Here is a 24,620-nt window from a genome sequence, read left to right as displayed (position 1 = left end):
GCCATGCTTGATCTCACCATTGCCGAACTCAGCGCCGGATTGCGGCAGCGGCACTTTTCCAGTCGGGAATTGACCCAAACGCTATTAGACCGTATTGCCCGTTATGATGCTCAATTGAACAGTTTTATTACCGTCACGCCAGAATTAGCACTCGCTCAAGCGGATGCGGCTGACGCGCTATTAACTCAGGGCGATTGTCATTTATTAACCGGCATTCCAATTGCGCATAAAGATATTTTTTGCACTGCCGGTATTCGCACCAGTTGTGGATCAAAAATGCTGGATAACTTCATTGCTCCGTATGACGCAACGGTCGTGAGTCAATTAGCCGCCGCTGGCGTCGTTTTATTGGGTAAAACCAATATGGACGAATTCGCTATGGGATCATCGAATGAAAACAGTTATTACGGTGCAGTGAAAAATCCCTGGGATAAAACCCGCGTCCCGGGCGGCTCCTCGGGGGGTTCCGCAGCAGCAGTCGCCGCCCAATTCTGTATTGCCGCAACCGGCACTGATACCGGCGGTTCTATTCGCCAACCCGCCGCCTTTTGCGGTATTACGGGAATTAAACCGACCTATGGACGCTGCTCTCGCTGGGGCATGATTGCATTCGCTTCTAGCCTCGATCAAGCGGGCGTATTGAGCCGCAGCGCCGCCGACGCCGCTGTTTTATTAAATACAATGGCAGGATTTGATGCGCGTGATTCCACCAGCGCCAATGTCGCCGTTCCCGATTATAGCGCCACTTTGAATAATGATTTGCATGGCGTCACCATTGGATTACCGCGTGAATATTTCGGCGCTGGATTAGATAATCACATCGCCGTATCAATTCAACAAGCAATTAAACTCTATGAATCACTTGGCGCCCGAGTGCGTGATATTAGCTTACCCAATAGCGCCCTATCCGTCCCAGCCTATTACGTCATTGCACCCGCCGAATGCTCATCCAATTTAGCCCGCTATGATGGAGTGCGCTTTGGTCATCGCTGCACTGCCCCGCGTGATTTAAATGATTTATATTGCCGCAGTCGCGCTGAAGCCTTTGGCGCCGAAGTCAAACGCCGTATTATGATCGGCACCTATGTCTTATCGGCCGGCTATTATGATGCGTATTATTTGAAAGCGCAGCAGATTCGGCGGTTAATTCGAGATGATTTCCAACGCGCCTTTGAAGATGTAGATGTCATTTTAGGTCCAACTGCGCCGACCACTGCCTTTTTATTAGGCGATCAATGTGATGATCCGGTGGCAATGTATTTAAATGACATCTACACGATTTCCACCAATTTAGCCGGACTGCCTGGGTTATCATTACCTGTCGCGCCGGTGAATGGACTCCCCGTCGGGTTACAATTAGTGGCAAATGATTTTCAAGAAGCGCGGTTATTAAATCTTGCACATCGCCTGCAACAAATCACCGATTGGCACCGCGCCGCACCTTTAATATAAATTGCGCATGAGGTGGCTATGAATCTAGCTTACATTTCTCATCCAGACTGCTATGAACATCGCATGGGCGCACACCATGTCGAAGTGCCGGAACGCTTATACGCAATTAATGACCGCTTAATTGCTGCCGGCATGGAAATGTTAATGACGCATTATGATGCGCCATTGGCTACCCGTGAACAATTATTGCGCGTTCACGATGCCGATTATATTGACATGATATTTGCCGCCGCGCCCCGTGTGAATGATATTTTAACGTGGGTAGATGGTGATACCGCCATGTCTATTGGCAGTTTATCCGCCGCGTTACGCGCTGCGGGTGCGGCGATTTTAGGCGTTGATTTAGTGATGAGTGAACGTCATCATGCCGCCTTTTGCGCAATTCGCCCGCCGGGTCATCATGCCGAACGTCATCAAGCAATGGGCTTTTGTTTTTTTAATAACGTGGCTATTGGCGCGGCTCATGCGTTAGCCGAACACGCATTAACACGCATTGCCATTATTGATTTTGACGTGCATCACGGCAATGGCACGGAAGATATTTTTGCCGGTGATGAGCGCGTTTTATTTTGCTCCAGTTTTCAACATCCATTTTATCCTGGCAGTGGTGCTAATAGCCAAGCGTCAAATATCATCAATTTACCCTTGCCGAGCGGGACGGATGGTGCGGCATTGCGCGCTGCTATTGAAACGGCCTGGCTGCCGCGTTTAGATCAATTCGCCCCGCAATTGATTATGATTTCAGCTGGCTTTGATGGTCATGCCGAAGATGATATGGCACATTTCAAATTGCGTGAACCGGATTATGCGTGGTTAACGCGATCATTGCATGAATTAGCGGTGCGTCACGCGAATGAGCGCGTGGTCTCTTGTTTAGAAGGCGGCTATCATTTATCTGCATTAGGTCGCAGCGTCGCAGTGCATATTGACGAATTGATTGGACATTAATCAGCGGTGAAGCGCATGGTCATAGTTTGATTTTCGGCGCGCATTTTTATTCAATCACTTGGCATCACCTATAATAAAAACCTACGCCTCGCCAATTAGATTGTGACTACGATTGGGGAAATAACCCCCGCCATCTTTATTAACTTTCGTAATGCAGGCACATTGATTTTGACCACGTTGGCGACGACACTTCTTAATCGCACTGCGCAGTCGCTCACTCAAGATGTCATTGCGCTTGAACCAACGCTTGATTTATTAGCTGCTACACCACCCGCCGCGCCTTTTCCATTATGTACGCAAACAGTTGGTATGGTGCTTTATCCAATAAGCGGTGGTATAGCGTTGAATTGGAATCTGCCGCATGAGAATTTTGTTATTAGCTTGACGGCATTGACAGCCCGACTCGTGCAACCGCAATTAATGTTGCGTCTTTACCAACGGGGCGTTGCGGAAGGTCAACAACCCGCTGAGTTACTGGTCGCTGTTGCGTACCTAACTGTCGCCAATGCGCAACGTCGCGGATATGCCTATTATTTGGCGCCAACACTGGTTGGCAATTATCAAGCTGAGTTGGGTGTCACCACTGCAGACGGCGGTTGGTTGATGCTGGTGCGGTCAAATTATTTACAGTTAAGTCAAGCAGTTGGCGCTGCATTTCTACATTCCCTTCCAATCGCCACCGCCGCAGTGGAGACGGTAGCACCGTTCAAATTCAGTCATACCACTGTGGCGGAAATCGCAAATGTCCCCTTGCAGCACGTCACCGCTGCTGAGTGTTCCTCACAGCTGCCCCCGCCGATTACAACTATACAACCCGTTGATTTTACAAAAAATCCTGTATTAGCGGGTAGTGGACCGCTGTCACCTTACCCAAATACAACAGTTGCAGTTTGGGGACATTTGCGCATCGAAGGGCAGGCGCCGCCGGGGACACAATTAGACTTAGGTGGTCACGCCTATCAAGTTGGGGCGGGTGGGCGGTTTATGTTCAATTTACCGCTACATGAGCGGGGTTTAATTGATGCCATGTTGCAGTTATTAACGCAATTGCCCGTTGAAGCGGGGCGCTGCTGTTAATCACAATACGATTTTAAAACGACCATGACGATTAAATTAAGTTAATCAAAATTTAGAATCATTTATCCGTTATAGAATTGATTGCATTATTCACATCAATCACGTCTCCCAACTGAATGACCTCACCATGACTGCCGATCATCATTCCGCCCCTCTGGCTATTCTCGCCTCTTTTTCCGGCAGCGGGGGTGTAGAGCGTATGTTAATCAATTTAATGCGTGGTTTTATTGAACAAGGCGTCACAGTTGAATTATTAATCATGCGCCGTGACAGCCCACATTTAATTGAATTACCGCCCGCAGTCAACCTCATTCCATTGCGCGCCCGACACAGCTTATTAGTCATTCCTGAATTAGCACATTATTTGCGGTGCCGCCGTCCATTCGCATTACTAGCCGTAAAAGAACGGGCGGGGCGCGCCGCAGTTATTGCGCGTCATGTCGCCGGTATTCAAACGCCAATTATCCTGCGCCTCGGGACGCATTTATCAACTGCCATTGCCGATCACTCCGCGTTCTATCGCTGGGTGCGCCGCGCTCCATTGCGCTGGTTATATCCGTCATTAAATGGGATCATTGCCGTTTCTGAAGGCGTCGCCGCTGACATTGCCACCCTCGCGCAATTACCACGTCAACGGATTACCGTCATTCGCAATCCAGTCATTACGCCTGAATTAAAACACCTCGCGGCGGCGCCCTGTTCACATCATTGGTTGTGTGCCAATGATGGTATTCCAACTTTAGTTGGCGCTGGGCGATTACAAACGCAAAAAGATTTTCCGACGTTAATTCGCGCTATTGGTATTTTACGCCAACAACGCCCCTGCCGTTTAATCATCCTGGGCGAAGGCCGCGGGCGGGTTGAATTAAAACAGTTCATTCGCAGTTTGGGATTAGAGGATGTGGTGCAATTGCCGGGTTTTTATGCAAATCCTTATTCGGTATTAGCACGCGCAAATGCTTTTGTATTATCGTCGCGGTGGGAAGGATCGCCCAATGTATTAACGGAAGCAATGGCATTAGGGACGCCGGTTGTTGCAACAAATTGCCCGAGTGGACCGGCGGAGTTATTAGCTAATGGTCAATTCGGCGCATTAGTGCCAGTGGGTGATGCAGCGGCGCTTGCAACAGCGATTGCACACACCTTAGATCATCCATTACCGGCGGCACAATTGCGGGCGGCAGTGAGTGAATATACAATAGAGATGAGCAGCGCCCGTTATTTGGCGTTATTAAAAAATGGTGGAGTGGCGGGTGACTAAAATTGATTAACGAACATTAACGGGCGGTGCGCTATTTCAATCCCGCGAGGATTTATTTGCAGTTGGCAATTAACCCTGTGGACGGAAACTAGCATTGATTTGATTGGTGACTTCGTCCCAAATACGCCGTTGTTCTTCGCTGTACATCAGGTCAAACCCAATCAATTGCCCGTCAATTAAAAAGAACTTGGAATAAAAAATTGCACCGTGATCGTAGCCGGAGAGAACATACCAATTATCTGCCTTGCGCTGATAAGTGATGACACGTTCATTCATCGCAGCAATTTGCAGCGCGGTATTAAATGCGGCATCGAGCGTTTCTTCTTCTGCATTAAAACTACCAAACACCGTTAATTTTGCTGTGGCATCTTTGGATAAAAACGTTTGACCATCGCCATTATCGGATTCACCTTGTGGATATAAAAGGTGACTGGGATAGGTCAAGTTGTAATGAAACCGTTGATTGGTGTAGGTGGCAAATTGGGGGGTACTGGTAGCATAAGGCAGCCCGACCAGCGGTGGTAAAGCAGCCGGTGGTGGTGTAATGAACCCGTGAACCAACCAGCCCGCTGCAAATCCAAATAACGCAAATAAAGTCGCAGTAGTGATAATACACAGGAACAATGAACGGCGTGGTTTAGATTGCATTGTCATTGCGGCAGTAGCAAATAGATAGAGGGGAATTTTAGAATTAACTTAGCAATTAAGTTAAATAAGATTTGAAATGAACTGAATTGAAAAGTGGGAGTCAGTCGTTAAGCCGGATTCTGTCGTGAACAGTCATTCATCTGGGACACCCGTCACCGAGCGCCTCAAGCGACCTACCCGGAAACTCAGGCGGGCAACCTGCCGCGACTTGCATCGCATCGCTTCCCTATTTGGTCTTGCTTCGGGTGGGGTTTGCCGTGCCGTGCCTGTTGCCAGCCACGCGGTGCGCTCTTACCGCACCGTTTCACCCTTGCCGCCCGATACTTAATTTCAGTCAAGTGAACGGGGTTGGCGGTCTATTCTCTGTGGCACTTTCCATCGGCTCACACCGTCTAGGCGTTACCTAGCACCCTGCCCTATGAAGTCCGGACTTTCCTCCACCGACGCTGGCAGCAGCGCAGCAGCGACTGTCTAACCAACTCCCGTAATGAGTTTAATCGAATTGGCGGTTAATCTGCAACTGGATTGTGCTGCAATAAACAGCCTTGCGCTTGATAAAACTTCCACCGCTCACGCCCGGCCGCGAGAATATCAGGCTGACGATCAAGTGGTTCACACACGCGCTCAAATTGATTAAAACAGCTCGGCACAGTGAATGACAAGTTAATTAACACCTGATGCTCACCGGCGGCATGATCTTCCGTAGTAATCAATACCGGTGTTAATTCAACATCAACTTTGTTAATCAATCCATGCGGTAAAAAACTGCCATCACGAAAGACCCACAATAACCGATCTAGTTGTTCCGCAATTGCAAATTCTGGGCAATAAATCAGGATGCGCCGCTCGGCCGCTCGAATACGTTCGACCAAGCGACAGGTCAAACTTAAACGGTTGCTAGTGCTGCCTTCTTTCAATGAGTAAAAGTCAATGCGTGTCATAGCCTAGTCGCGCTGTAAAATAAATAAAGGAATTAAAAGCGGCGGCAGTGTTGAACAGTAACGGCGTCAAGTGATGCACAAATTGGCGATGAATACGAATGAACACCGCCAGGTGATTCACTATAATCTCATTGAACTGGTTAGTCAAACCGTGTGATTATAATTGCCGACAACGCTCTAATACCACTGGCTTGAGCGGCCGGCCGCTGGACGTTCCCTGCGCTTCAATCTTGCTAATCACGTCCATGCCTTTTACGACTTTCCCGAATACGACATGCTTGCCATCTAACCAGTCAGTCGGTGCAACGGTAATAAAAAACTGCGAGCCATTGGTATTGGGTCCAGCATTCGCCATTGATAATAACCCAGCTTGTGTATGCTTTAATGTAAAGTTTTCATCAGCAAATCGTTCGCCGTAAATTGATTGGCCGCCCGTGCCATTTCCATTGGTAAAATCGCCACCTTGAATCATAAAATCAGGAATAATACGATGGAATGGACTGCCGGCATATCGCAATGCTTCACCGCGCTCGCCCGTGCAAAGTGCGCGGAAATTCTCTGCTGTTTTCGGCACCACGTCGGCAAATAACTCGAATTCAACCGTGCCGGCCGCTTGACCATCAATACTGACATCAATGGCAATGTGTGGATTGGTGGCGGCAATAGATTGGGTTGCGGTGATTGCTAATAAACTGGCAAAGGTGACAGTAGATAAACGCATGATGTAAAACCCTCTTGGGCAAATAAAGTGGTTGAAAACTGAGATTGAATCCTAGCATAGAGCAGTGGCTATTGGCAATAGTGTTATTTGTTTTGGGAGAGAATCTCAATCAGCATTTGGCACAAATAGGTCAATTGCGCATCATCAATGATATAGGGCGGCATTAGATACACCAGCCGTCCAAAAGGACGCACCCAAATCCCACGTTCGACGCATTGGCGTTGAAAATTCGCTAATACAACTGGCGCGTTCATTTCAATCACGCCAATTGCACCCAATACGCGCACATCAATCACATTTGGCAAAGTGCGCGCCGGTGCTAATCCACAACGCAGGCCGTTTTCAATTCGTTGAATTGTCGTTTGCCAATCGCTGGCTAATAATAAATCAATACTCGCATTGGCGACGGCACAAGCGAGTGGATTAGCCATAAAGGTCGGCCCGTGTAATAAAGGGGCGTGGGCGGAGAGTGTCGCCGCAATAACATCGGTTGTCAATGTGGCAGCGAGCGTGAGATAACCACCAGTTAAAGCCTTGCCTAAAGTGAGAATATCTGGGCTAATACCAGCGTGTTCACAGGCGAATAATCGTCCGGTACGGCCAAAGCCGGTGGCGATTTCATCAGCAATGAGTAATACATTAAAATGGTCGCACAATTGGCGCAGCCGTATTAAATATTCTGCCGAATAAAACCGCATTCCGCCCGCGCCCTGTACAATGGGTTCTATAATGACACCTGCAAGTTGCTGATGATGCTGTTCTAATAACTGGGTCAATTCATGCACATCAGCATCAGTACAGGATTGACCAAAATTCGGCGTCGGGGCGGACGCAAAGAATTGCTGTGGTAATGAATCTGTAAATAAACGGTGCATTCCTGTAATGGGATCACACACTGACATGGCATGATAAGTATCACCATGATACCCCTGCTGAAAACTTAAAAAGTGTGTGCGTTGCGGTTCATTCAGTGCTTGCCAATATTGTAATGCAATTTTTAATGCGACTTCGACGGCAATTGAACCAGAATCGCATAGAAAAACGCGCTGTAATGGCGCCGGTGTCAATTTAACTAAGCGCTCAACTAATTGAATAGCGGGTGCATGTGTTAAGCCGGCAAACATCACATGCGCAACACAATTTAATTGCGATGTTAATGCAGCATTTAATACGGGGTGATTATAACCATGAATGACACACCACCACGATGCCATGCCATCAATTAAAAACCGACCTTCACTTAATTCCAACAAACAACCCTGCGCTGCGCAAACAGGATATACCATGTCCCGCGCCGGTGCTGTATTATAAGGATGCCAAACATGCGCCGCGTCGGTCGCCAGTAGCTGCGCCCAATTAAAAAATGGGGCATCGGGATTGGGCGTTAATGTCATTGGAACTTCTCAAATGTTGACTATTCTTGATCGTTATGTATTGACTGAAGTTGCTAAAGTATTCACTGCTATTATGGTGACATTATTATTAGTAACGATGAGTTTACTGTTTTTGCGCACCTTAGAAGAGATTAATCTTGGGGCGCTCAATACAACTATTGCGTTCCGCTTTTTAGGCTATCAGCTATTGCGTGATAGTGCGCAATTATTACCGCCCGCTTTTTTTGTATCCACTCTCATGGCGCTAGGCCGCATGGCGCGTGACAGCGAGTTAATTGCGGTACAAGCCTGCGGTATTGGTACATTAGGGTTATACCGCGCCCTATTATATTTCGCTATTCCATTAGCTATATTAACTGCTTGGTTAGCCCTCATCATACAGCCCTATGCTGCTGCGCAGATTCAAACTATTCGTGATTTACAGCAAGAACAGGCAACTCAAATCGCCGGTATTCGCGCTGGACGTTATTATCAACAGGCAGATGGTCAGGTAGTATTTTATGCCGCCGCTATTAATCAGGATAAACATTTTCAAGGGATTTTTTTACAAGATCAACGCCATGTTCCCATCCGTTTAATTTTAGCAGAAGCAGGGTATTATAATGAAAACTTAGAAACTGGAGAGCGTTCTATTGTTTTATACAATGGTCGTCGTTATGACGGTAATCCTGGCACTGGTGCTTACAGCATTGGTGAATTCAGTCGTTATCATTTGCATTTGCCAGATAATAATACGCTTTTACCAGTGGCGACGCGCAAGCAATCGAGTAAACCGACTCGTGATTTATTCACAACCGTAGAAACAACTATGACAATGCAACGCGCAAATCGTGCTGAATTGGAGCATCGTGTTGCCAATCCAATAGCTGTGTTTGCGTTATTGTTGATTGCTATCCCATTAATAACTTTATCGCCACGTCATGCCGGCAATGGACGTTGGTTATTAGCATTTTTTGCGTATTTTGCCTTTTTTAATTTACAACGGCTTGCCGAAAACTGGTTAGAGAACGGTGTCTCACCATTATGGTTGGGGAGTTTGTGGTATCAGATTGTTGTGGTCGTAATTGTGATAGCAGCACTTGTTCCAAGTAGTTTTTGGTTGAAACGTCTTGAGTCATTTAATCCCATGCTGCGTTCTTCGCAGTTACATGGTTAATAGTTTTATTACCACTGAGACTTAACAATACTATGAGCAATATCATCACTTTACCGAATACGATGCAATCGAATATCTCGCCACCTGTCAATAATCAGATCGCAGTGTTATTAATCGAAAATGGATTATTAATGCAAGAGCAATTAAATTATGCGTATCGCATACACACTAAATTAGGCGATAATTACTCACTAACGAGTGTCCTATTGGATTTGGGATATATTAATCAACAACAATTACGTGCAACCTTGCGCACGAATCGTCAAGCTGTGCCACTGGGCAATTTATTAGTAGAGCTTGGTTTAATTAAAGCAATTGAACTTCGTACCGCACTTCAAGCGCAAAACGATCCAGCGTTTCAAAATAAACGCCTCGGTGAAGTGTTGGTAGAAATGGGCATGATTCAAGAACAGCGTCTGATTGAAGTACTGGCCGATCAATTAGATTTTTTACACGAAGAACCGGTGTTTAGTGAAATCGATCAAGCATTATTAACGCAAATCTCACCGGATTGGTGTCGTAATTTGCAAGCACTCCCTTTACAGCGTCGCCCTGATGGTATTTTAGTTGCATTTACTAATCCATTAGACACAACCGCTCGTTTAGGTGCAGAAGCGGTGTTTGATACGGTTATTCCGGCAATTTGTACTTGGCGAGCGCTTGAAGATGCAATTAAAAAGTTTGAGAATAGCCGGCAATATGCGCGTCAACGAGTGGCAGTATCAGATGAAGCAAATACCTCCCGCTTTGTAAATGATTTAATCATAGATGGATTGGAATTTGGTGCTAGTGATATTCATATTGAGCCGATGCGACAGATACTGCGTATTCGAATGCGGCGTGATGGAGCATTAATTCTTCATAAAGAAGTTGATTTAACATTAGCAGCAGCTATTACCAGTCGCCTTAAGATTTTAGCCTCAGCAGATATTACTGAAAAACGACGGCATCAAGATGGCGGATTTCGTTTTGAAGATGCGCGTACTGGTCGCTCTTGTGATGTGCGTGCATCCTTTTATGCTACCATTTTTGGTGAAAAAATTGTATTACGGTTATTAAGTCGTAAAGCAATGCTGCTTGATATTAAAGAAGTCGGGTTAGCAAGTGGCATGTTAGACGTTTTTTTAGAAGATGCGTTAGATTTACCCAGTGGCGTTGTTTTAATTACAGGTCCAACTGGCTCGGGAAAAACGACCAGTCTTTATGGTTGTGTGAATTATTTAAATGACAGTGAACGCTGCATTATTACCGCCGAAGAACCGGTAGAATATGTGATTGATGGAATTGCGCAATGTAGTCTGAATCCTAAAATTAATTTAACCTTTGATGAAACCTTGCGTCACATGGTACGTCAGGATCCAGACGTGATTGTGATTGGTGAAATCCGTGACCGGTTTTCGGCGGATTCTGCTATTCAAGCGGCGCTAACTGGACACAAGGTATTAGCAACCTTTCATACCGAAGATAGTATTGGTGGGTTATTGCGGTTAATGAATATGCAAATTGAAAGTTTTTTAATTTCATCAACAGTTGTTTCAATTCTTGCACAGCGTTTATTACGGCGTGTTTGTAGCCAATGTGCCGAACCTTATCGACCAACAGCACATGAATTACAACGGATTGGCTGGGCACCTGCGGATATTGCTGCAGCAAAATTTCAAATCGGACGGGGGTGTAAAAAGTGCCATTTTACTGGTTATGCCGGACGAGTTGGTATCTTTGAATTATTAGTTTTGAATGAACCGGTGCGCGACGCTATTCTTAGTAAAAAAACGTCGTCCGAAATTCGTCGTATTAGTATTGATACCTCTGGATTGGTGACGTTAATGGAAGATGGTTTAGCAAAAGCTGCTCAAGGGTCCACTAGTTTGCAAGAAGCACTACGTCACCTACCACGTTTAGGGCGTCCACGTTCCTTACGCGAAATTATTCGATTAGTTGGTCAAAGTTGATAAATAAACTTGCACGCTTTAGCGAGCATGTTTGTATTGACGATCTTTTGTCAGAAGGTGCTTTAATCGGTGGATCAGCGAGTGTTTAATGGATTCTGTCAATCGTTTAACTAACGCTCGACATTACTCACTAAAGCACGAATGGATTTCAAACCAATTTAATTGCAATAGAGACCATGCTGACATTACTGAATAGTTTGTTTTTGATCACACTAGAAATAATGCAGCATTCTGTGTCATCAAATTAGCAATGCTAATAAATATTATCGAGGTAGCAGTGTCCAAAAAATCTTTACGCGATTTAATTGAAGAAGAATTCGACACCAATAGTACCCAATTACCGGTATTTAATCTTGTCGCGTTAAAGTTGCAAGAACTGAAAAATTCTAAACAGATTACCTTGCAACAATTCACCGATTTAATTATGTGTGATCCAGCGTTAGCCGTGCGTATTTTACAAACAGCTAATTCGGCATTTTACGGCGGATTAAAACAGGTCACGACAATATTAGGCGCAGTGCAACGCTTGGGAATGAGTCGTGTTGCAAGCCTGGCAATGGTTGCATCGCAACTTTTAGTGCATACTGCCAAATTGAAAATGGTGTCAGGTTATATGCCTGATCTATGGCGCCACTCATTATTGACAGCAACGGGAATGCAATGGTTAGCGCCACATGTTGGTTATGCAAACCAGACTGAAGAAGCATTCTTATGCGGTTTGCTACATAACATTGGTAAATTATTTTTGCTTAAAGCATTAGATGCAGCGGCGACAAATGAAAACTATCAAATTAAACTCACCGATGCTCTGATCGAAGAAGTATTAACATCTATGCACACCGATATAGGGTATCGGTTAATGATAAAATGGGAATTACCGGACATGTATGCCACTGTCGCCCGCGATCATCACAACGAAGAGATTGATGAATCCAATACCCTATTAGTCATGGTGCGTTTAATTAATGTTATTCATCACAAACTCGGGGTTGGGCAACCAGCAGAGCCAAACATTGTTTTAGCAGCGACTTCAGAATCCCAGATATTAGGCATTAAAGAAATTCGATTGGCACAATTAGAAGTGATGCTTGAAGATGCCGTCACCCGACTCGATACAAACGAATTTTTAACCGATAATCAGGAAATAACTCCAATGCTTCATCTTATGTGATCGTTCAATACTGCTTTTATTCTAATCAGCAGTGTACTGTAATTAAAAAGTCGTTGATTGTGTTCAAATCGAGCTTTAATAGCGCAAAACGCCGCCCTCTCAATCAATAATTAACTATCCAACATGTGTCACTGACTGTTGATTTGAAGCGCGTTACAACTCAATCATTTGAATGGCAAGCCCATCCCGGGTGGCAGATTGCCAGACATTTGCCGCATCAATTTTGCCATATTCCCGCCTTTCATCTTCTTCATCATTTTCTGCATTTGGGTGAATTGTTTTAGCAGTTGATTGACATCCTGCACTCGCGTTCCCGACCCCAATGCAATACGCCGCCGCCGCGATCCTTTAATAATCTGGGGGAAAGCGCGTTCCTGCGGTGTCATCGAATCAATGATTGCAATCAGCTTCATCAATTCACGATCATTGATTTGATTTTTCACATGATCTGGCACTTGATTCATCCCAGGCAATTTATCCAATAACCCAGTCATCCCGCCCAACTTATTCATCTGGTTTAATTGGTCACGAAAATCAACTAAATCCAATCCGCGCCCTTTGCGCAATTTGTTTGCTAATTGCTCTGCTTGGGTATGATCGAATTTTTGCTGCATTTCTTCAACCAGCGTCACCACATCGCCCATGCCAAGAATGCGTGATGCTAAACGGTCAGGATAAAAGGGTTCTAATGCCGCTGTCTTTTCACCCACACCAATAAACTTAATTGGTTGACCCGTCAATTGGCGAATAGACAAGGCCGCGCCGCCTCGTGCATCGCCATCCGCTTTTGTTAAAATCACGCCAGTTAATGGCAAGGTTTCATGGAATGCCCGCGCCGTTTTTGCCGCATCCTGACCCGTCATGCTATCTACAACAAACAAGGTTTCAATTGGATTAAGTGCCGCATGAATCTGTTGAATTTCGGTCATCATCATTGCATCAATTGCCAACCGTCCAGCGGTATCTACAATTAACACATCATAGAGTTGTTTGTGCGCTGCCTCTAATGCCGCTAATGCAATCTGCGCTGGTTTAGCATGAACATCACTGGGAAAAAAGGTCGCGTTTATTTCGGCGGTTAATGTCGCTAATTGCTCAATTGCGGCAGGGCGATACACATCACAACTAGTCAACATCACCCGCTTTTTATGCCGCTCTTGTAACCAACGCGCCAATTTGGCCGCACTCGTTGTTTTACCCGATCCCTGTAATCCCGCTAATAAAATGACCGCCGGTGGTTGCGTGTTGAGATTAAGTGTTTCATTCACTTCACCCATGAGTTTAACTAATTCATCATGGACAATTTTAATTAAAACCTGCCCCGGCGTGAGGCTGCGGGCAACTTCGGCACCGAGGGCGCGCACTCGAATTTGTTCAATAAAATCGCGCACCACTGGCAATGCAACATCGGCTTCTAATAATGCCATGCGCACATCGCGCAAACTGTCTTTAATATTCTCTTCAGTTAAACGGGCTTGACCGCGTAGGTGTTTAACAACGTCACCAAAACGGGTTTGTAAAGTATTAAACATAGGTAATTGCTGCTAAATGGTTGGCGAAGGAATAATGGTATGATTTAGTGAAAAGCATGGCTGACATCCGGCTGCCATTCTGGCACAAGATGTTTTAATAGTCGCGTCAATTGTAAAACATCATGCGCCGCCAGTGCAGTATTCAACTCATCAATTATCGCAATAGGATCAAACGTGGGAGGTGAATTGATCGGACGCGCAACGCGGATTTTTGGATGCGCCGTTGCCATTGTATTTTCATTCGCATAAAACAATTCTTCAAAGCGTTTTTCGCCGGGCCGTAATCCAATATATTGAATAGGAATTTCACTCCCCGGTTGCCGACCAGATAAACGAATCATTTGTTCAGCTAAAAAACGAATCTTCACAGGTTCACCCATATCGAGAATAAAAATCTCACCACCATTCGCCGTTGCCGCCGCTTGCATAATCAATTGACAGGCTTCAGGAATCGTCATGAAGTAGCGTTCAATCTCTGGATCAGTGACTGTCACCGGCCCGCCCTGTGCAATTTGACGGCGAAATAACGGCACAACGCTCCCCGTAGAACCTAATACATTGCCAAAGCGCACGGTAATAAAACGGGTGGGTGAATTCGGCAATCGCGTCAGGCGTTGACAGCATAATTCAGCCACCCGTTTACTCGCGCCCATGACATTGGTTGGGTTCACTGCTTTATCGGTTGAAATCAATATAAAACGCTCGCACCTATAACATTGGGCGGTATGCGCAACCGTATAAGTGCCAATGATATTATTCTGCACAGCGGCATCAATTTGGTCTTCTAATAATGGCACATGTTTATACGCTGCGGCATGGAAAACAATACTGGGTTGCTCGTGAGCGAATAACCGTTGCATTGCAATTGCATCAGCGACATTGAACAAATAACGTCGCCGGGGTAATTGCGGATAGGTTTCCGCCAATTCCATATCCACGCGGTATAAACTTAATTCGCAATGATCCACGAGAATTAACCGTTTAATGCCGGCAGGAATGATTTGCCGACACAGTTCAGCGCCAATAGAGCCGCCGGCGCCGGTAATTAAAATCACCCGTCCAGCTAATTCAGCACGAATGGCATCCCAATCTAATGTCACTGGCTCGCGGCCGAGTAGATCTTCAATTGACACTTCGCGCAGTTGGTTAATAGTCACCTGCCCAGACATGAGTGAATGTAATTGTGGGACGGTGCGAAATGGCAATTGCGTTTGTTCGCATAATTCAACTAACCGTTGCATGACGGGCGCGGATGCACTTGGAATGGCCAATAGAATTAGATCAATACTGAGCACCGTCACTAATTCAGAAAGACGCGCCGTGTTGCCGTGAATTGGAATACCATGAATAGCGCCGCCATCTCGACGCGGGCGATCATCAATAAAGGCCACGGGTTGATAAGTGCGATGTGGATCACGCAACATGTCGCGCACCAGCATTTCACCTGCCCGTCCCGCGCCAATAATTAACACCCGTTGTCCATTGCTCAATGTGAGGCGATGATCTTTTATCCAGCGGTATAGCAAGCGCGGCCCAGCGAGTAAGACTAATTGAAATAACAAGAATAGCAGTGGCACTGAACGGGGAATTGAATCCATCCGATTAACAATGAACAGCAGTGCTAAAATTGCGGCGGTGGCGGTCAGGGTTGCTTGAACAATACGGGTTAAATCTGGCAGTGAAGCAAAGCGCCACACGCCGCGATATAAGCCAAATTGCCAATAACTAACGGCACAGACTGGAACAACTAACGCGAGCGTGATGATGGCACTGTTTGCATACGGGTCGGGAATGGTTTCAAAATTAAACCGGGTCCAAAATGCCAGCAGCCAGGCCGCGGGAATCATTAAAATATCGTGTAATAAAGCGGCGGTGCGTGACCGCAGCCGTTCATACCAGCGTTTCATGGATTATTCGGGGATGATGAATGATGACGTTCAACAAATCGCACCTTGAGATGAATTAAACTATAGATGCCCGCCCAGCCAAAAAGTAATTGCCATTGCTCGATGGGCGCTAATGATACAGCAGCAACAGCGGTCGCAGCGGCGGCAATTATGATTGGATAACTTGCCAATAAAGTTTTGCGATGACTCCAACCGGATAGCACGAGGCGTTGATAATGGTGTGAGCGATGAGCATTCCAAATGGGTTCGCGGTGCATTGCGCGGCGCAATAGCGTCCAGGTCGCATCAACAATGAACGGTGAAAAGGCTAATGCGCCAATCCATAATGAAAATAGCCCGTCATTCGCACCCCAGAGTATCAAGACTGCGGCGAGTAAGCCAAATAGTGAAGCGCCAAGATCACCTAAAAAGATGCGGGCGGGGGGGAAATTACCCGTTAAAAACCCTAATGCAGCGGCAATAATCACCAGACTGAAACCGGTAAATACCCAATCGCCGGCGTGAATACCGAGTATTGCTAATGCGCTGAAACCAATGATTGCTTGTGAGCTGGCAAAGCCATCCATGCCATCCATAAAGTTGTATAGGTTAATCATCCAAATGATAAATAAAAGGGTGAGTGGTAGCGCAATAAAACTGGGCATTAATCCCGTGCTACCTGGCAACCATGAATAATCCCATGCTAAGTTAGCACTGTACACGAGTAATGCAGCGGTGCAATGAATCAATAAGCGGTAGCGCCGTGCTACTTGTCGCCAGTCATCTAAAAACGATACGCCACCGACTAATAAAACAGCTAAACATAATACAAGACTGCGGGTCATTTGTGCATTGGTGAGCGGTGGTACGATAGCAATCATCGCGCCGCCGCCGAATAGAATGGCAATGAATATCGCAATGCCGCCGGTGCGGGGAATTGGTTGTTGATGCAATGAACGGGCATTGGGATGGTCAAGAATGCTGGCAAATAACGCGGGGCGGGTGATGAGCCAGCGTGTGATGCCGGCGCTAATGAGGCAGGTCACACCTGTCGTAATAGCAAATGTAGTGAATAAACTCATGGTGTGGTGGCAATTAACATGAAATAATAAACCGTCAAACTAAAAACGCAACTTTTTAATTAAAACTCGTTGTTGACTAAATGACAAGTCATTGCACTTAGAACGGCATTGTTAATTTTGGTGCCACGACTTTCATTAGCCGCCGGAATAGGTCTTGTAATTTGTTTAATGTCACTTGATCGTCGGCTTCAAAGCGGAAACTGAGCGCCGGTTCGGTATTAGAAGCGCGCACTAATCCCCAGCCTTGTTCACTATCTATACGCAAGCCATCAATGGTGGTGACGCGCACACCACTTAAACGCCCTTTGGCTTCTAATACCATTGCCATGATTTCCTGTTCTTCACCCGTGGCGACCGGTAAAATCAATTCGGGTGTGGCAATGCCAATTGGAAAATCGGCGAAGACGGCGTTGCTGGGGCGTGAGTCCTGCGTGAGAATTTCTAATAAGCGGGCGCCGGCATAAAAGGCATCATCAAAGCCATTCCAGCGATCAGCAAACATAATATGTCCATTAAATTCGCCGGCCAATGGTGCATTTAATTCTTGGCGTTTTTCTTTTAAGAACGCATGACCGGATTTCCACATGACCGGCCGACCACCGTGATGATGAATGATTTCAGCCAAGCGGCTGCTGCATTTAACATCAAATAAAACGTCGCTGCCGGGTAATTGCGATAGTAAATGTGTGGCTAATACCATTAACACGCGGTCGGTGGTTATCATTTGCCCGCTGGAATCAATTACACCTAAGCGGTCGCCATCACCACCGAAACCTAACCCTAAATCCGCGCCGTTGGCTAATACTTGATCTGCTAATAATTGCAAACTATCAATTTTAGCCGGATTGGGAATTAACACACCGGCCTGGGCATCATTTAAATCACATCGCAATGCAATCACTTCGCACCCTAATGCTTGATACAGTAGCGGTGCAACTAATGCAGGGGTGGCGAAGCCGCCGTCCACGACAATTTTTAATGGCCGTGTGAGTCGAATGTTTTGTTCTATTTCATCTAAATAATCGGTTAATACGGATTGTTCGTGATAACTACCGTCGCCGCTGGTGAATTGACCATGTTGCAAACGTTGGCGTAATTTGGCAATAGTTAATGGCGTGGCCGATTGTCCGGCGAATACGAGTTTTAATCCGTTGTATTCAATTGGATGATGACTGGCGGTCACGACGGCACCTGAGATATTTCCTGCTAGTTGACTAGCAAAATACAAAACCGGTGTCGGAACTTGCCCTAAATCAATGACATTGCAGCCACTGGAACGCAATCCAATTATTAACGCGGCAGTTAAATGTTCACTGCTGGGGCGATAATCACGTCCCACCAACATTGAACCGGTGCCGCGTTCGAGTGATTCAGTTGCGACGGCGCGACCTAATAATTGCATGAATTCATCAGTCATTTCGCTGTCCACTAATCCACGAATATCATAGGGGCGAAATACTCGCGCTGGCATGGTGCCGGATAATAATTCCAGGCGCGGACTGGAGGTGGTTTTTATTAATGAATGGGTAGATGAAACTGAATGCGTACTGGGTGGATTAACGATGGCGGTTGGATTGGACAACATCACCGACGTTGCCGGTAGATCGGGGAAGTTAGCAGCTAGATCAGCGTCAAATTCAGTCTGTGCGTCATGTCCTGCCACTTGATGACTGACAACGCGATTGCCATACACTTCGGTTAAATGCGTGAGGGCGGCATCGAGTGGGATGAATTCTTGATTGCGCAGGCGGCGTTTGGGGGGGACTTGATTATTCGCCAATGCAGTGAGCGTTGCGGTGCAATACTGCACATCATTGAATAGATTCCGGCGCTGCGCACTGGCCAATGCGGCAATGAGCGCTGTATAGAACGCTATTAATAATAACGCGAGGGCGAGTGCCGTCCAAGCTAATTGGGTGGTGTACCATTCGGGCATTGCCATCCAGGCGGTCACGTTTAGGCGGGTCATTGGCACAGTGGCGGTGTAGATAATTGCCGTGGGCGGCGGTGGCGGCGCATTTTTTGTATTAATAGCAATGCTGTCATTGCCAATGGTTTGTTGGATCGTTAATTGCGCGGTTGCGGCTAGTTGTTTAGACGGTTTAGGCAATAATGATAATGGCAGGGCAAGATGAATCACGCCCACGACCTGTTGGCCATCATCACTCAAGACCGGTTGGGCAATTGCTAAATGGGCGTCTTGTTGATTGACGCGGTGTGCTTCTAATAATGAAACCTGTTTAGATTTCATTACTTGGCGCACTAAATCAATGCCGGCATAACTGAGGCGGCGTTCATCAATGGCGCGGAGGTTGGCGCCGTTGGCAGTCATTTCAACTTGAAATAAATTGATGGCTAATGCGGTCGGGAGGCGTTGCATGAGCAATTGGCTTTCGGCGGTGAAATTGCTTTGATCGGCGTATTTGAATAGGTCACGCAGGTGCGGGTCGGCGGCCCAAACATCTAATTGATTGCGTAATGTAAAACTGCGGGTGGCGAGTTCTTCAATAATGCTGCTGCTGCCAATGCGGAGGAGGTCTAACCGTAATTGCTGTTGCTCGGCGCGGCTTTGCCAGATCACGAGTAATAACGCGGCAATACCGAATACAGTCACGCCCGCCCAGGTGATTAACCAAAAGCGCCGCAAGCTGCGGTATTTGGGTGTGCTGGTACGATTTTGATGGCTGGCGGATTTTAATTGGGAACTCATGCCGAATTGTCTCCTCACGCTTTTCGCTGGGGAATTGTTTTATTGGGAAAGCGTCTTGCTGTTGATGTATAGGATACGGCGAGTTTGCGAACCACAGTATTCGCGGTTGCGTCACTCCTCACGCCTAGTGTTGATTGGATAAATGTCGTTAAAGATAATGAGGTTTGTGCATGATTGCATCCGCCGCACTCATTTATTTTAATGCCGTCCGCTGTGTCCAAACCCGCCTTCACCGCGTATTGAACTGCTGTCAAATTCGGTGACAATTTCTAATGAGGCTTGTAAAACCGGCACCAAGACTAATTGCGCAATTCGTTCACCGACGTTGAGTCGAAAGGGTGTGTAACTGCGATTCCAACAGGAAATATAAATCTGACCTTGATAATCCGAATCGATTAACCCAACTAAATTGCCTAATACAATGCCGTGTTTATGCCCTAATCCAGAGCGCGGAATGATTAACGCGGCAACGCCCGGGTCGGCAATGTGAATGGCTAATCCGGTGGGAATTAACACGGTGGCGCCGCCGGCCAGCGCCAGTGGGTCAGTCAACATGGCGCGTAAATCCAGTCCCGCCGCGCCGTCGGTGGCGTAGTGCGGCAGTGGAAAATCACGCCCGAGGCGCGGGTCGAGAAGTTTGACTTGCAGTGGATAAGGCATAACGTTCGGCAATCAGGATGGTGAGGGCGGCGGCGAGTTGGGTTTTGGATTGTAACGGCAGGTGGTGATTGCCGCCGTCCCAGAGAACGAGCAGCGCGTTGTCGTCGCGTTCAAATCCGCCGCTGTCGCCACCGACGCGATTGGCGGCGATCATGTTAAGCCGTTTATTCAACCGTTTGGCGGTGGCTAAATCGGCTAATTCTTCAACCGTTGTCACCGTTTCTGCCGCAAAGCCGACGGTGAAGGGTGGCGCGATTCGGGCGGCAACGTCGGCCAAAATGTCGGGATTGCGCGTCAAGTGTAGCGTCAAGTCGGCAGTGTGTTTTTTGAACTTGGTTGGCAAGGGCGACGCGGGGCGGTAATCGGCAACGGCGGCGGCGGCGATGAAAATGGCGCACTCGGCAACTCGCGCCAGCACCTGAGCGTACATGTCCAGCGCCGATTCGACCGCGACGAATTGGTCAAGCGCCGGGCGTGGCAGTGCCGTCGGGCCAGCAATCAGCGTCACTTCCGCCCCGGCCGCCGTCAACGCCTGCGCCAGCGCGTACCCCATTTTGCCGGAACTGTGATTGGTCAAACAGCGCACCGGGTCGAGTGCTTCACGGGTCGGGCCGGCGGTGATGAGTACCGGCAGCCCGCGCAGCGCGGCTAAAACTTCGGCATCGTCACCGTGCCGCATCACCCGCGGCCACCACTGTTCAACCAGCGCGGCCGGTTCCACCATCCGCCCCGCGCCCATTTCACCGCAGGCTTGTTCACCGACTGCCGGCCCGAGGAATTGCACCCCGCGCTGGCGCAGTTGGGCGACATTGGCGACGGTAGCCGGGTGCGCCCACATCTGATGATTCATGGCGGGGGCGAGTGTCACCGGCGCGCTGGTGGCCAACACCAACGTGGTCAGCAGATCATCCGCTAACCCGTGCGCGAGGCGGGCGATCAGGTCAGCAGTCGCCGGTGCAATCAAGATTTGCGTTGCCCAGCGCGCCAGCTCGATGTGACTCATGCCCGCCTCGGCGGCCGCGTCAAATAACGCGCTGCGCACCGGATGTCCACTCAACGCTTGCAACGTCAGCGGTGAAATAAACTCGGCAGCGGCGGGCGTCATCACCACCCGCACCTCAGCGCCGCGCTGGCGCAGTTGGCGGGTTAATTCAGCCGTTTTGTACGCGGCAATGCTACCGCTGATACCCAAGAGGATGCGGGGAGATGACGGCGGCGGTGGATTGTTAGACATGATGGCAAGATTGGTGGCAATTAAAAATTAAATCGGTCAGTCACAATTAGACTGGTCGCATGTCTGCGGTGAATTGTAAAGGCGACACTGACTGGCATGTGAGCATGTGCCATGCGCGTCAAATAAGCATCGTATCATTCCCGCCGCTTTGTTTATGATGCACCAAACACTGTTGGTCAAATTCCGCGGTTGCCGTGACACACGAACAGACATTCAATTTAGACACCCTTGCCGAGCAGGCACTCAATGCGGCGATGCGCTTGACGGACACCGAATTCGCCGCCATTGCCGTGCTGACCAATAACGGGACGCAACTGGTGTATCGCTGGCTCAGTCCGCTCGCCGGGCAACCGCTGCCGGCCGTGACCCGTGCGCAACTGTGCCAACCATTTGACCACCAATTGGGCGTGACCGGTGAAGCGCTGCGCCGCCAAACCTACGTCATCACCGAAGACTATCAGCAGTTTCCACAACCGCTGATCGCGCTGGCGGCACTCGGCGTGCGCTCGGTACTCGCCTACCCGATCAACTGTGATCGCTACAACACCGCGATCTTTGTCGTGGCCACCTGCTCGCGCACGCATCAATTCAGCGCCGCGCACATCCAATTTCTCGCCACCATTGCGCGGCAATTCGCCATCGCCCTCGATCACTATCACCTGTTGGCGAATGGTAACACCGTTGCCCATCCGCAACTCGCGCACCTGATTCAACACAACGCCGATGCCATTTTAGTCACAGATGACGACGGCTGTGTCCAATTTGCCAATCCCGCCGCGCAAACGCTCCTCGGGCGGACATTAGCCGAATTGACCGATTTTCCACTCGGCTTGACCTCACACACCGGCCGCGGCGAATTGGATTTGCACCGCCCCGACGGTCAGCGCGTCCCGATTGAACTGCGGGCAACGGTGACGACCTGGAACGGTCAGCCGGCACACGTCTTGACCCTGCGCGATCTCACCCAGCGCCGGCGGCGCGAAGATGCCTACCGCGCCACCGCTGACCGCCTGCGCACCGCACTGGTGCAAACCCTCGACGCCATGTCGCGCACCGTCGAAACCCGCGATCCCTACACCGCCGGTCATCAACGCCGCGTCGCCGCATTAGCGCGGTTATTAGCAATTGAATTGGGGCTGCCAATTGATACGGTCGAAGGTATTTACATGGGCGGCATCATTCACGACATCGGCAAATTATATGTGCCAGAACAAATCCTCACCCGCCCCGGGCGTTTAAGTGAAATTGAATATTTATTAATTAAAACCCACTGCACCGTCGGGCGCGACATCATTGCCGGTATTCCCTATCCATGGCCACTCGCTGCAATGGTTCATCAACATCACGAGCGCTTAAACGGCAGCGGTTATCCACAAGGGTTGCAAGGTGAACAAATCATTTTAGAGGCGCGGGTATTAGCCGTAGCCGACGTGGTAGATGCCATGAGTTCCCGCCGTCCCTACCGCGAAGCACGCGGGTTGGTATCCGCATTATTTGAAATAGAACGCGGCAGCGGCAATCATTATGATCCCGACATCGTCACCGCCTGCATTCGCCTGTTTAATCAACAAGGATTACAAGTGGCTGATTTAGAAATCCCCGGCAATCCATTGCTGGCAGAGTAATTGTTTAACCATTTTTTAGCGGACTTAATGATACAAATGGCGACCTATCATTTAATGCTGTTTCATGCCGGCGACAGCGAGTTAACCTGCCGCGCATTAGATAATTTACGGCACTTTTGCTATGAACAATTTGGTGATGATTATGCGCTCGAATTGGTGGACGTGCTATTAAATCCCGAATGCACCATCCCCTTTCATATTTTATTAACGCCAACGGTGGTCGTCACCGCCCCCGCGCCGGAGCGCCGCCTGATCGGTGATTTGTCCGATGTCGAGCGCCTGCGACGCGGCTTGGGGATGTTAGCCGCAACTCGTTGATTAACAAGCTGTTGCGCAGGTGAGACATGATGCGTTTGCCGCCACTTAACCAAAATCTGCTGACCAAACAACAGGTTGGCAGTCACGCCCACGCGCTGCGCCTTGCCCGTCAGGTTTTGACTGCCGGCGGCGTGATCGCCTACCCCACCGAGGCGGTGTACGGGTTGGGCTGCGATCCGCGCAATGGCGACGCCGTTAATCGCCTGCTGGCGCTGAAACAGCGGACAGTCAGCAAGGGGTTAATTTTGATTGCGGCCGATTTTGCTGCGCTGCAACCCTTTGTTTTACCGCTGAATCATGCGCAAATGGCCGCGATTCATGCCAGTTGGCCGGGCGCCAATACTTGGTTGTTGCCCGCGCACCCGAGCGCGCCGCGCTGGTTGACGGGCGATCACGCGCAGGTGGCGGTGCGGGTGAGCGCCCATCCGCTGGTGTTGCGATTGTGCGACATGTGGGGTGGGGCGCTCATTTCCACCAGTGCTAATCAAGCCGGACGGCGGCCGGCGCGGACGGCGTTGCAGGTGCGGCAGCGGTTGGCACATTTACCACAGTTAATTATTAACGCACCGTGTGGCGGGGCGCGGCGGCCGTCGGTCATTCGGGATGGCATGACGGGGCGGGTAATACGGAATTAAATCAGTCAGTTGGGTTGCCCGCCCACCGCATCTTTGCAATTCAGCATCATTAATTGAATAAGGTTTTTATTTCCCCGTTGCAAAAGGGTCAGGCTGTTAATTAATACAGTCGTCATTCTTGCCCCCTTTGTAAAAGGCGGGAGGGGATTTAAATAAACAATTGGGCTGGGGAGATTTCTTTCCCACTCAACCATGAGTATTCACCATGTCAAGTCAC

Annotated in this window: 21 protein-coding genes and 1 other RNA gene; 10 read left to right on the top strand and 12 right to left on the bottom strand. The window is 48.4% G+C overall.

Features of this window, described 5'->3' with window-relative positions; translation table 11 throughout:
- Positions 1-3 precede the first annotated feature (3 nt).
- The 4 genes from gatA (at position 4) to HUK38_RS08145 (ending at position 4,738) form a co-directional block, all read left to right on the top strand.
- Positions 4-1,452 (top strand): Asp-tRNA(Asn)/Glu-tRNA(Gln) amidotransferase subunit GatA, encoded by a 1,449-nt coding sequence (gene gatA, locus HUK38_RS08160; protein WP_182583835.1) that lies wholly within the window; start codon positions 4-6, stop codon positions 1,450-1,452.
- Positions 1,453-1,470: 18 nt separating this feature from the next.
- Positions 1,471-2,400: a histone deacetylase family protein gene (locus tag HUK38_RS08155; protein WP_182583834.1), complete on the top strand. Its 930-nt coding sequence runs from the start codon at positions 1,471-1,473 to the stop codon at positions 2,398-2,400.
- Positions 2,401-2,502: 102 nt separating this feature from the next.
- The gene (locus HUK38_RS08150; protein WP_182583833.1) at positions 2,503-3,477 is read left to right on the top strand and encodes a hypothetical protein; all 975 of its coding nucleotides are present in this window, start codon (positions 2,503-2,505) and stop codon (positions 3,475-3,477) included.
- 127 nt (positions 3,478-3,604) lie between these two features.
- On the top strand, positions 3,605-4,738 hold the full coding sequence (locus HUK38_RS08145) for a glycosyltransferase (protein WP_202985526.1): 1,134 nt from the start codon (positions 3,605-3,607) through the stop codon (positions 4,736-4,738).
- A 69-nt stretch (positions 4,739-4,807) separates the two neighbouring features.
- Here HUK38_RS08145 and HUK38_RS08140 read toward each other — a convergent pair whose 3' ends face one another.
- From HUK38_RS08140 to bioA, 5 genes are all read right to left on the bottom strand, one after another.
- Positions 4,808-5,386, bottom strand: coding sequence for a hypothetical protein (locus HUK38_RS08140; RefSeq protein WP_182583832.1), 579 nt, complete (start codon positions 5,384-5,386; stop codon positions 4,808-4,810).
- A 92-nt stretch (positions 5,387-5,478) separates the two neighbouring features.
- An RNA gene (gene rnpB / locus HUK38_RS08135) (RNase P RNA component class A) lies at positions 5,479-5,869 on the bottom strand.
- A gap of 26 nt (positions 5,870-5,895) precedes the next feature.
- Entirely contained in the window at positions 5,896-6,327 is a 432-nt protein-coding gene (locus HUK38_RS08130) for a DNA polymerase III subunit chi (RefSeq protein ID WP_182583831.1), read from the bottom strand.
- Positions 6,328-6,484: 157 nt separating this feature from the next.
- Complete coding sequence (locus tag HUK38_RS08125; protein ID WP_182583830.1) at positions 6,485-7,048, bottom strand: peptidylprolyl isomerase; 564 nt, start codon at positions 7,046-7,048, stop codon at positions 6,485-6,487.
- 83 nt (positions 7,049-7,131) lie between these two features.
- Positions 7,132-8,442 (bottom strand): adenosylmethionine--8-amino-7-oxononanoate transaminase, encoded by a 1,311-nt coding sequence (gene bioA / locus HUK38_RS08120; RefSeq protein ID WP_182583829.1) that lies wholly within the window; start codon positions 8,440-8,442, stop codon positions 7,132-7,134.
- Between the two features lie 13 nt (positions 8,443-8,455).
- Between bioA and lptF the strand changes: the two genes are divergently transcribed.
- From lptF to HUK38_RS08105, 3 genes are all read left to right on the top strand, one after another.
- Positions 8,456-9,598, top strand: coding sequence for an LPS export ABC transporter permease LptF (lptF, locus tag HUK38_RS08115; RefSeq protein ID WP_182583828.1), 1,143 nt, complete (start codon positions 8,456-8,458; stop codon positions 9,596-9,598).
- 32 nt (positions 9,599-9,630) lie between these two features.
- A complete protein-coding gene (locus HUK38_RS08110; protein WP_182583827.1) occupies positions 9,631-11,550 on the top strand; it encodes a GspE/PulE family protein in 1,920 nt (639 codons plus the stop codon).
- A 277-nt stretch (positions 11,551-11,827) separates the two neighbouring features.
- A complete protein-coding gene (locus tag HUK38_RS08105; RefSeq protein WP_182583826.1) occupies positions 11,828-12,721 on the top strand; it encodes an HDOD domain-containing protein in 894 nt (297 codons plus the stop codon).
- Between the two features lie 164 nt (positions 12,722-12,885).
- On the opposite strand, the gene ffh is transcribed toward HUK38_RS08105, so the two are convergent.
- The 6 genes from ffh to coaBC form a co-directional block, all read right to left on the bottom strand.
- On the bottom strand, positions 12,886-14,253 hold the full coding sequence (gene ffh, locus HUK38_RS08100; RefSeq protein ID WP_182583825.1) for a signal recognition particle protein: 1,368 nt from the start codon (positions 14,251-14,253) through the stop codon (positions 12,886-12,888).
- Between the two features lie 44 nt (positions 14,254-14,297).
- Positions 14,298-16,160, bottom strand: a complete 1,863-nt coding sequence (locus tag HUK38_RS08095; RefSeq protein WP_182583824.1) for a polysaccharide biosynthesis protein — start codon at positions 16,158-16,160, stop codon at positions 14,298-14,300.
- Positions 16,157-17,221 carry an MraY family glycosyltransferase gene (locus HUK38_RS08090; protein ID WP_182583823.1) on the bottom strand — a complete coding sequence of 355 codons (1,065 nt, stop codon included), beginning with the start codon at positions 17,219-17,221 and terminating at the stop codon, positions 16,157-16,159. The genes HUK38_RS08095 and HUK38_RS08090 overlap by 4 nt, the downstream gene beginning before the upstream one ends.
- Before the next feature lie 97 nt (positions 17,222-17,318).
- The gene (locus HUK38_RS15120; RefSeq protein ID WP_238787533.1) at positions 17,319-19,931 is read right to left on the bottom strand and encodes a phosphomannomutase/phosphoglucomutase; all 2,613 of its coding nucleotides are present in this window, start codon (positions 19,929-19,931) and stop codon (positions 17,319-17,321) included.
- Positions 19,932-20,129: 198 nt separating this feature from the next.
- The gene (dut, locus tag HUK38_RS08080; protein WP_182583822.1) at positions 20,130-20,591 is read right to left on the bottom strand and encodes a dUTP diphosphatase; all 462 of its coding nucleotides are present in this window, start codon (positions 20,589-20,591) and stop codon (positions 20,130-20,132) included.
- A complete protein-coding gene (coaBC, locus tag HUK38_RS08075; protein ID WP_182583821.1) occupies positions 20,542-21,825 on the bottom strand; it encodes a bifunctional phosphopantothenoylcysteine decarboxylase/phosphopantothenate--cysteine ligase CoaBC in 1,284 nt (427 codons plus the stop codon). Before coaBC ends, dut begins: the two co-directional genes overlap by 50 nt.
- Positions 21,826-22,019: 194 nt before the next feature.
- Between coaBC and HUK38_RS15505 the strand changes: the two genes are divergently transcribed.
- The 3 genes from HUK38_RS15505 to tsaC are packed head-to-tail and all read left to right on the top strand — an operon-like array spanning position 22,020 to position 24,403.
- Entirely contained in the window at positions 22,020-23,450 is a 1,431-nt protein-coding gene (locus HUK38_RS15505) for an HD domain-containing phosphohydrolase (protein WP_182583820.1), read from the top strand.
- A gap of 36 nt (positions 23,451-23,486) precedes the next feature.
- Positions 23,487-23,768, top strand: a complete 282-nt coding sequence (locus HUK38_RS08065; protein ID WP_182583819.1) for a circadian clock KaiB family protein — start codon at positions 23,487-23,489, stop codon at positions 23,766-23,768.
- Between the two features lie 29 nt (positions 23,769-23,797).
- Complete coding sequence (gene tsaC / locus HUK38_RS08060; RefSeq protein WP_182583818.1) at positions 23,798-24,403, top strand: L-threonylcarbamoyladenylate synthase type 1 TsaC; 606 nt, start codon at positions 23,798-23,800, stop codon at positions 24,401-24,403.
- A gap of 5 nt (positions 24,404-24,408) precedes the next feature.
- Here the strand turns inward: tsaC and HUK38_RS08055 are convergent, their stop codons facing one another.
- Complete coding sequence (locus HUK38_RS08055) at positions 24,409-24,597, bottom strand: hypothetical protein (protein WP_182583817.1); 189 nt, start codon at positions 24,595-24,597, stop codon at positions 24,409-24,411.
- Between the last annotated feature and the right edge of the window lie 23 nt (positions 24,598-24,620).

This window comes from Thiospirillum jenense, assembly GCF_014145225.1.
In the GTDB taxonomy this organism is placed as follows: domain Bacteria; phylum Pseudomonadota; class Gammaproteobacteria; order Chromatiales; family Chromatiaceae; genus Thiospirillum; species Thiospirillum jenense.
Note: the sequence above shows the minus strand (reverse complement) of the source record. Positions and strands in the feature narration are given on the sequence as shown.

Coding starts and splice junctions, on each gene's coding strand:
- gatA (WP_182583835.1), top strand. CDS start 4: ATGCTTGATCTCACCATTGCCGAACTCAGCGCCGGATTGCGGCAGCGG.
- HUK38_RS08155 (WP_182583834.1), top strand. CDS start 1,471: ATGAATCTAGCTTACATTTCTCATCCAGACTGCTATGAACATCGCATG.
- HUK38_RS08145 (WP_202985526.1), top strand. CDS start 3,605: ATGACTGCCGATCATCATTCCGCCCCTCTGGCTATTCTCGCCTCTTTT.
- HUK38_RS08140 (WP_182583832.1), bottom strand. CDS start 5,386: ATGCAATCTAAACCACGCCGTTCATTGTTCCTGTGTATTATCACTACT.
- HUK38_RS08130 (WP_182583831.1), bottom strand. CDS start 6,327: ATGACACGCATTGACTTTTACTCATTGAAAGAAGGCAGCACTAGCAAC.
- HUK38_RS08125 (WP_182583830.1), bottom strand. CDS start 7,048: ATGCGTTTATCTACTGTCACCTTTGCCAGTTTATTAGCAATCACCGCA.
- bioA (WP_182583829.1), bottom strand. CDS start 8,442: ATGACATTAACGCCCAATCCCGATGCCCCATTTTTTAATTGGGCGCAG.
- lptF (WP_182583828.1), top strand. CDS start 8,456: ATGTTGACTATTCTTGATCGTTATGTATTGACTGAAGTTGCTAAAGTA.
- HUK38_RS08110 (WP_182583827.1), top strand. CDS start 9,631: ATGAGCAATATCATCACTTTACCGAATACGATGCAATCGAATATCTCG.
- ffh (WP_182583825.1), bottom strand. CDS start 14,253: ATGTTTAATACTTTACAAACCCGTTTTGGTGACGTTGTTAAACACCTA.
- HUK38_RS08095 (WP_182583824.1), bottom strand. CDS start 16,160: ATGAAACGCTGGTATGAACGGCTGCGGTCACGCACCGCCGCTTTATTA.
- HUK38_RS08090 (WP_182583823.1), bottom strand. CDS start 17,221: ATGAGTTTATTCACTACATTTGCTATTACGACAGGTGTGACCTGCCTC.
- HUK38_RS15120 (WP_238787533.1), bottom strand. CDS start 19,931: ATGAGTTCCCAATTAAAATCCGCCAGCCATCAAAATCGTACCAGCACA.
- dut (WP_182583822.1), bottom strand. CDS start 20,591: ATGCCTTATCCACTGCAAGTCAAACTTCTCGACCCGCGCCTCGGGCGT.
- coaBC (WP_182583821.1), bottom strand. CDS start 21,825: ATGTCTAACAATCCACCGCCGCCGTCATCTCCCCGCATCCTCTTGGGT.
- HUK38_RS08065 (WP_182583819.1), top strand. CDS start 23,487: ATGGCGACCTATCATTTAATGCTGTTTCATGCCGGCGACAGCGAGTTA.
- tsaC (WP_182583818.1), top strand. CDS start 23,798: ATGCGTTTGCCGCCACTTAACCAAAATCTGCTGACCAAACAACAGGTT.
- HUK38_RS08055 (WP_182583817.1), bottom strand. CDS start 24,597: ATGGTTGAGTGGGAAAGAAATCTCCCCAGCCCAATTGTTTATTTAAAT.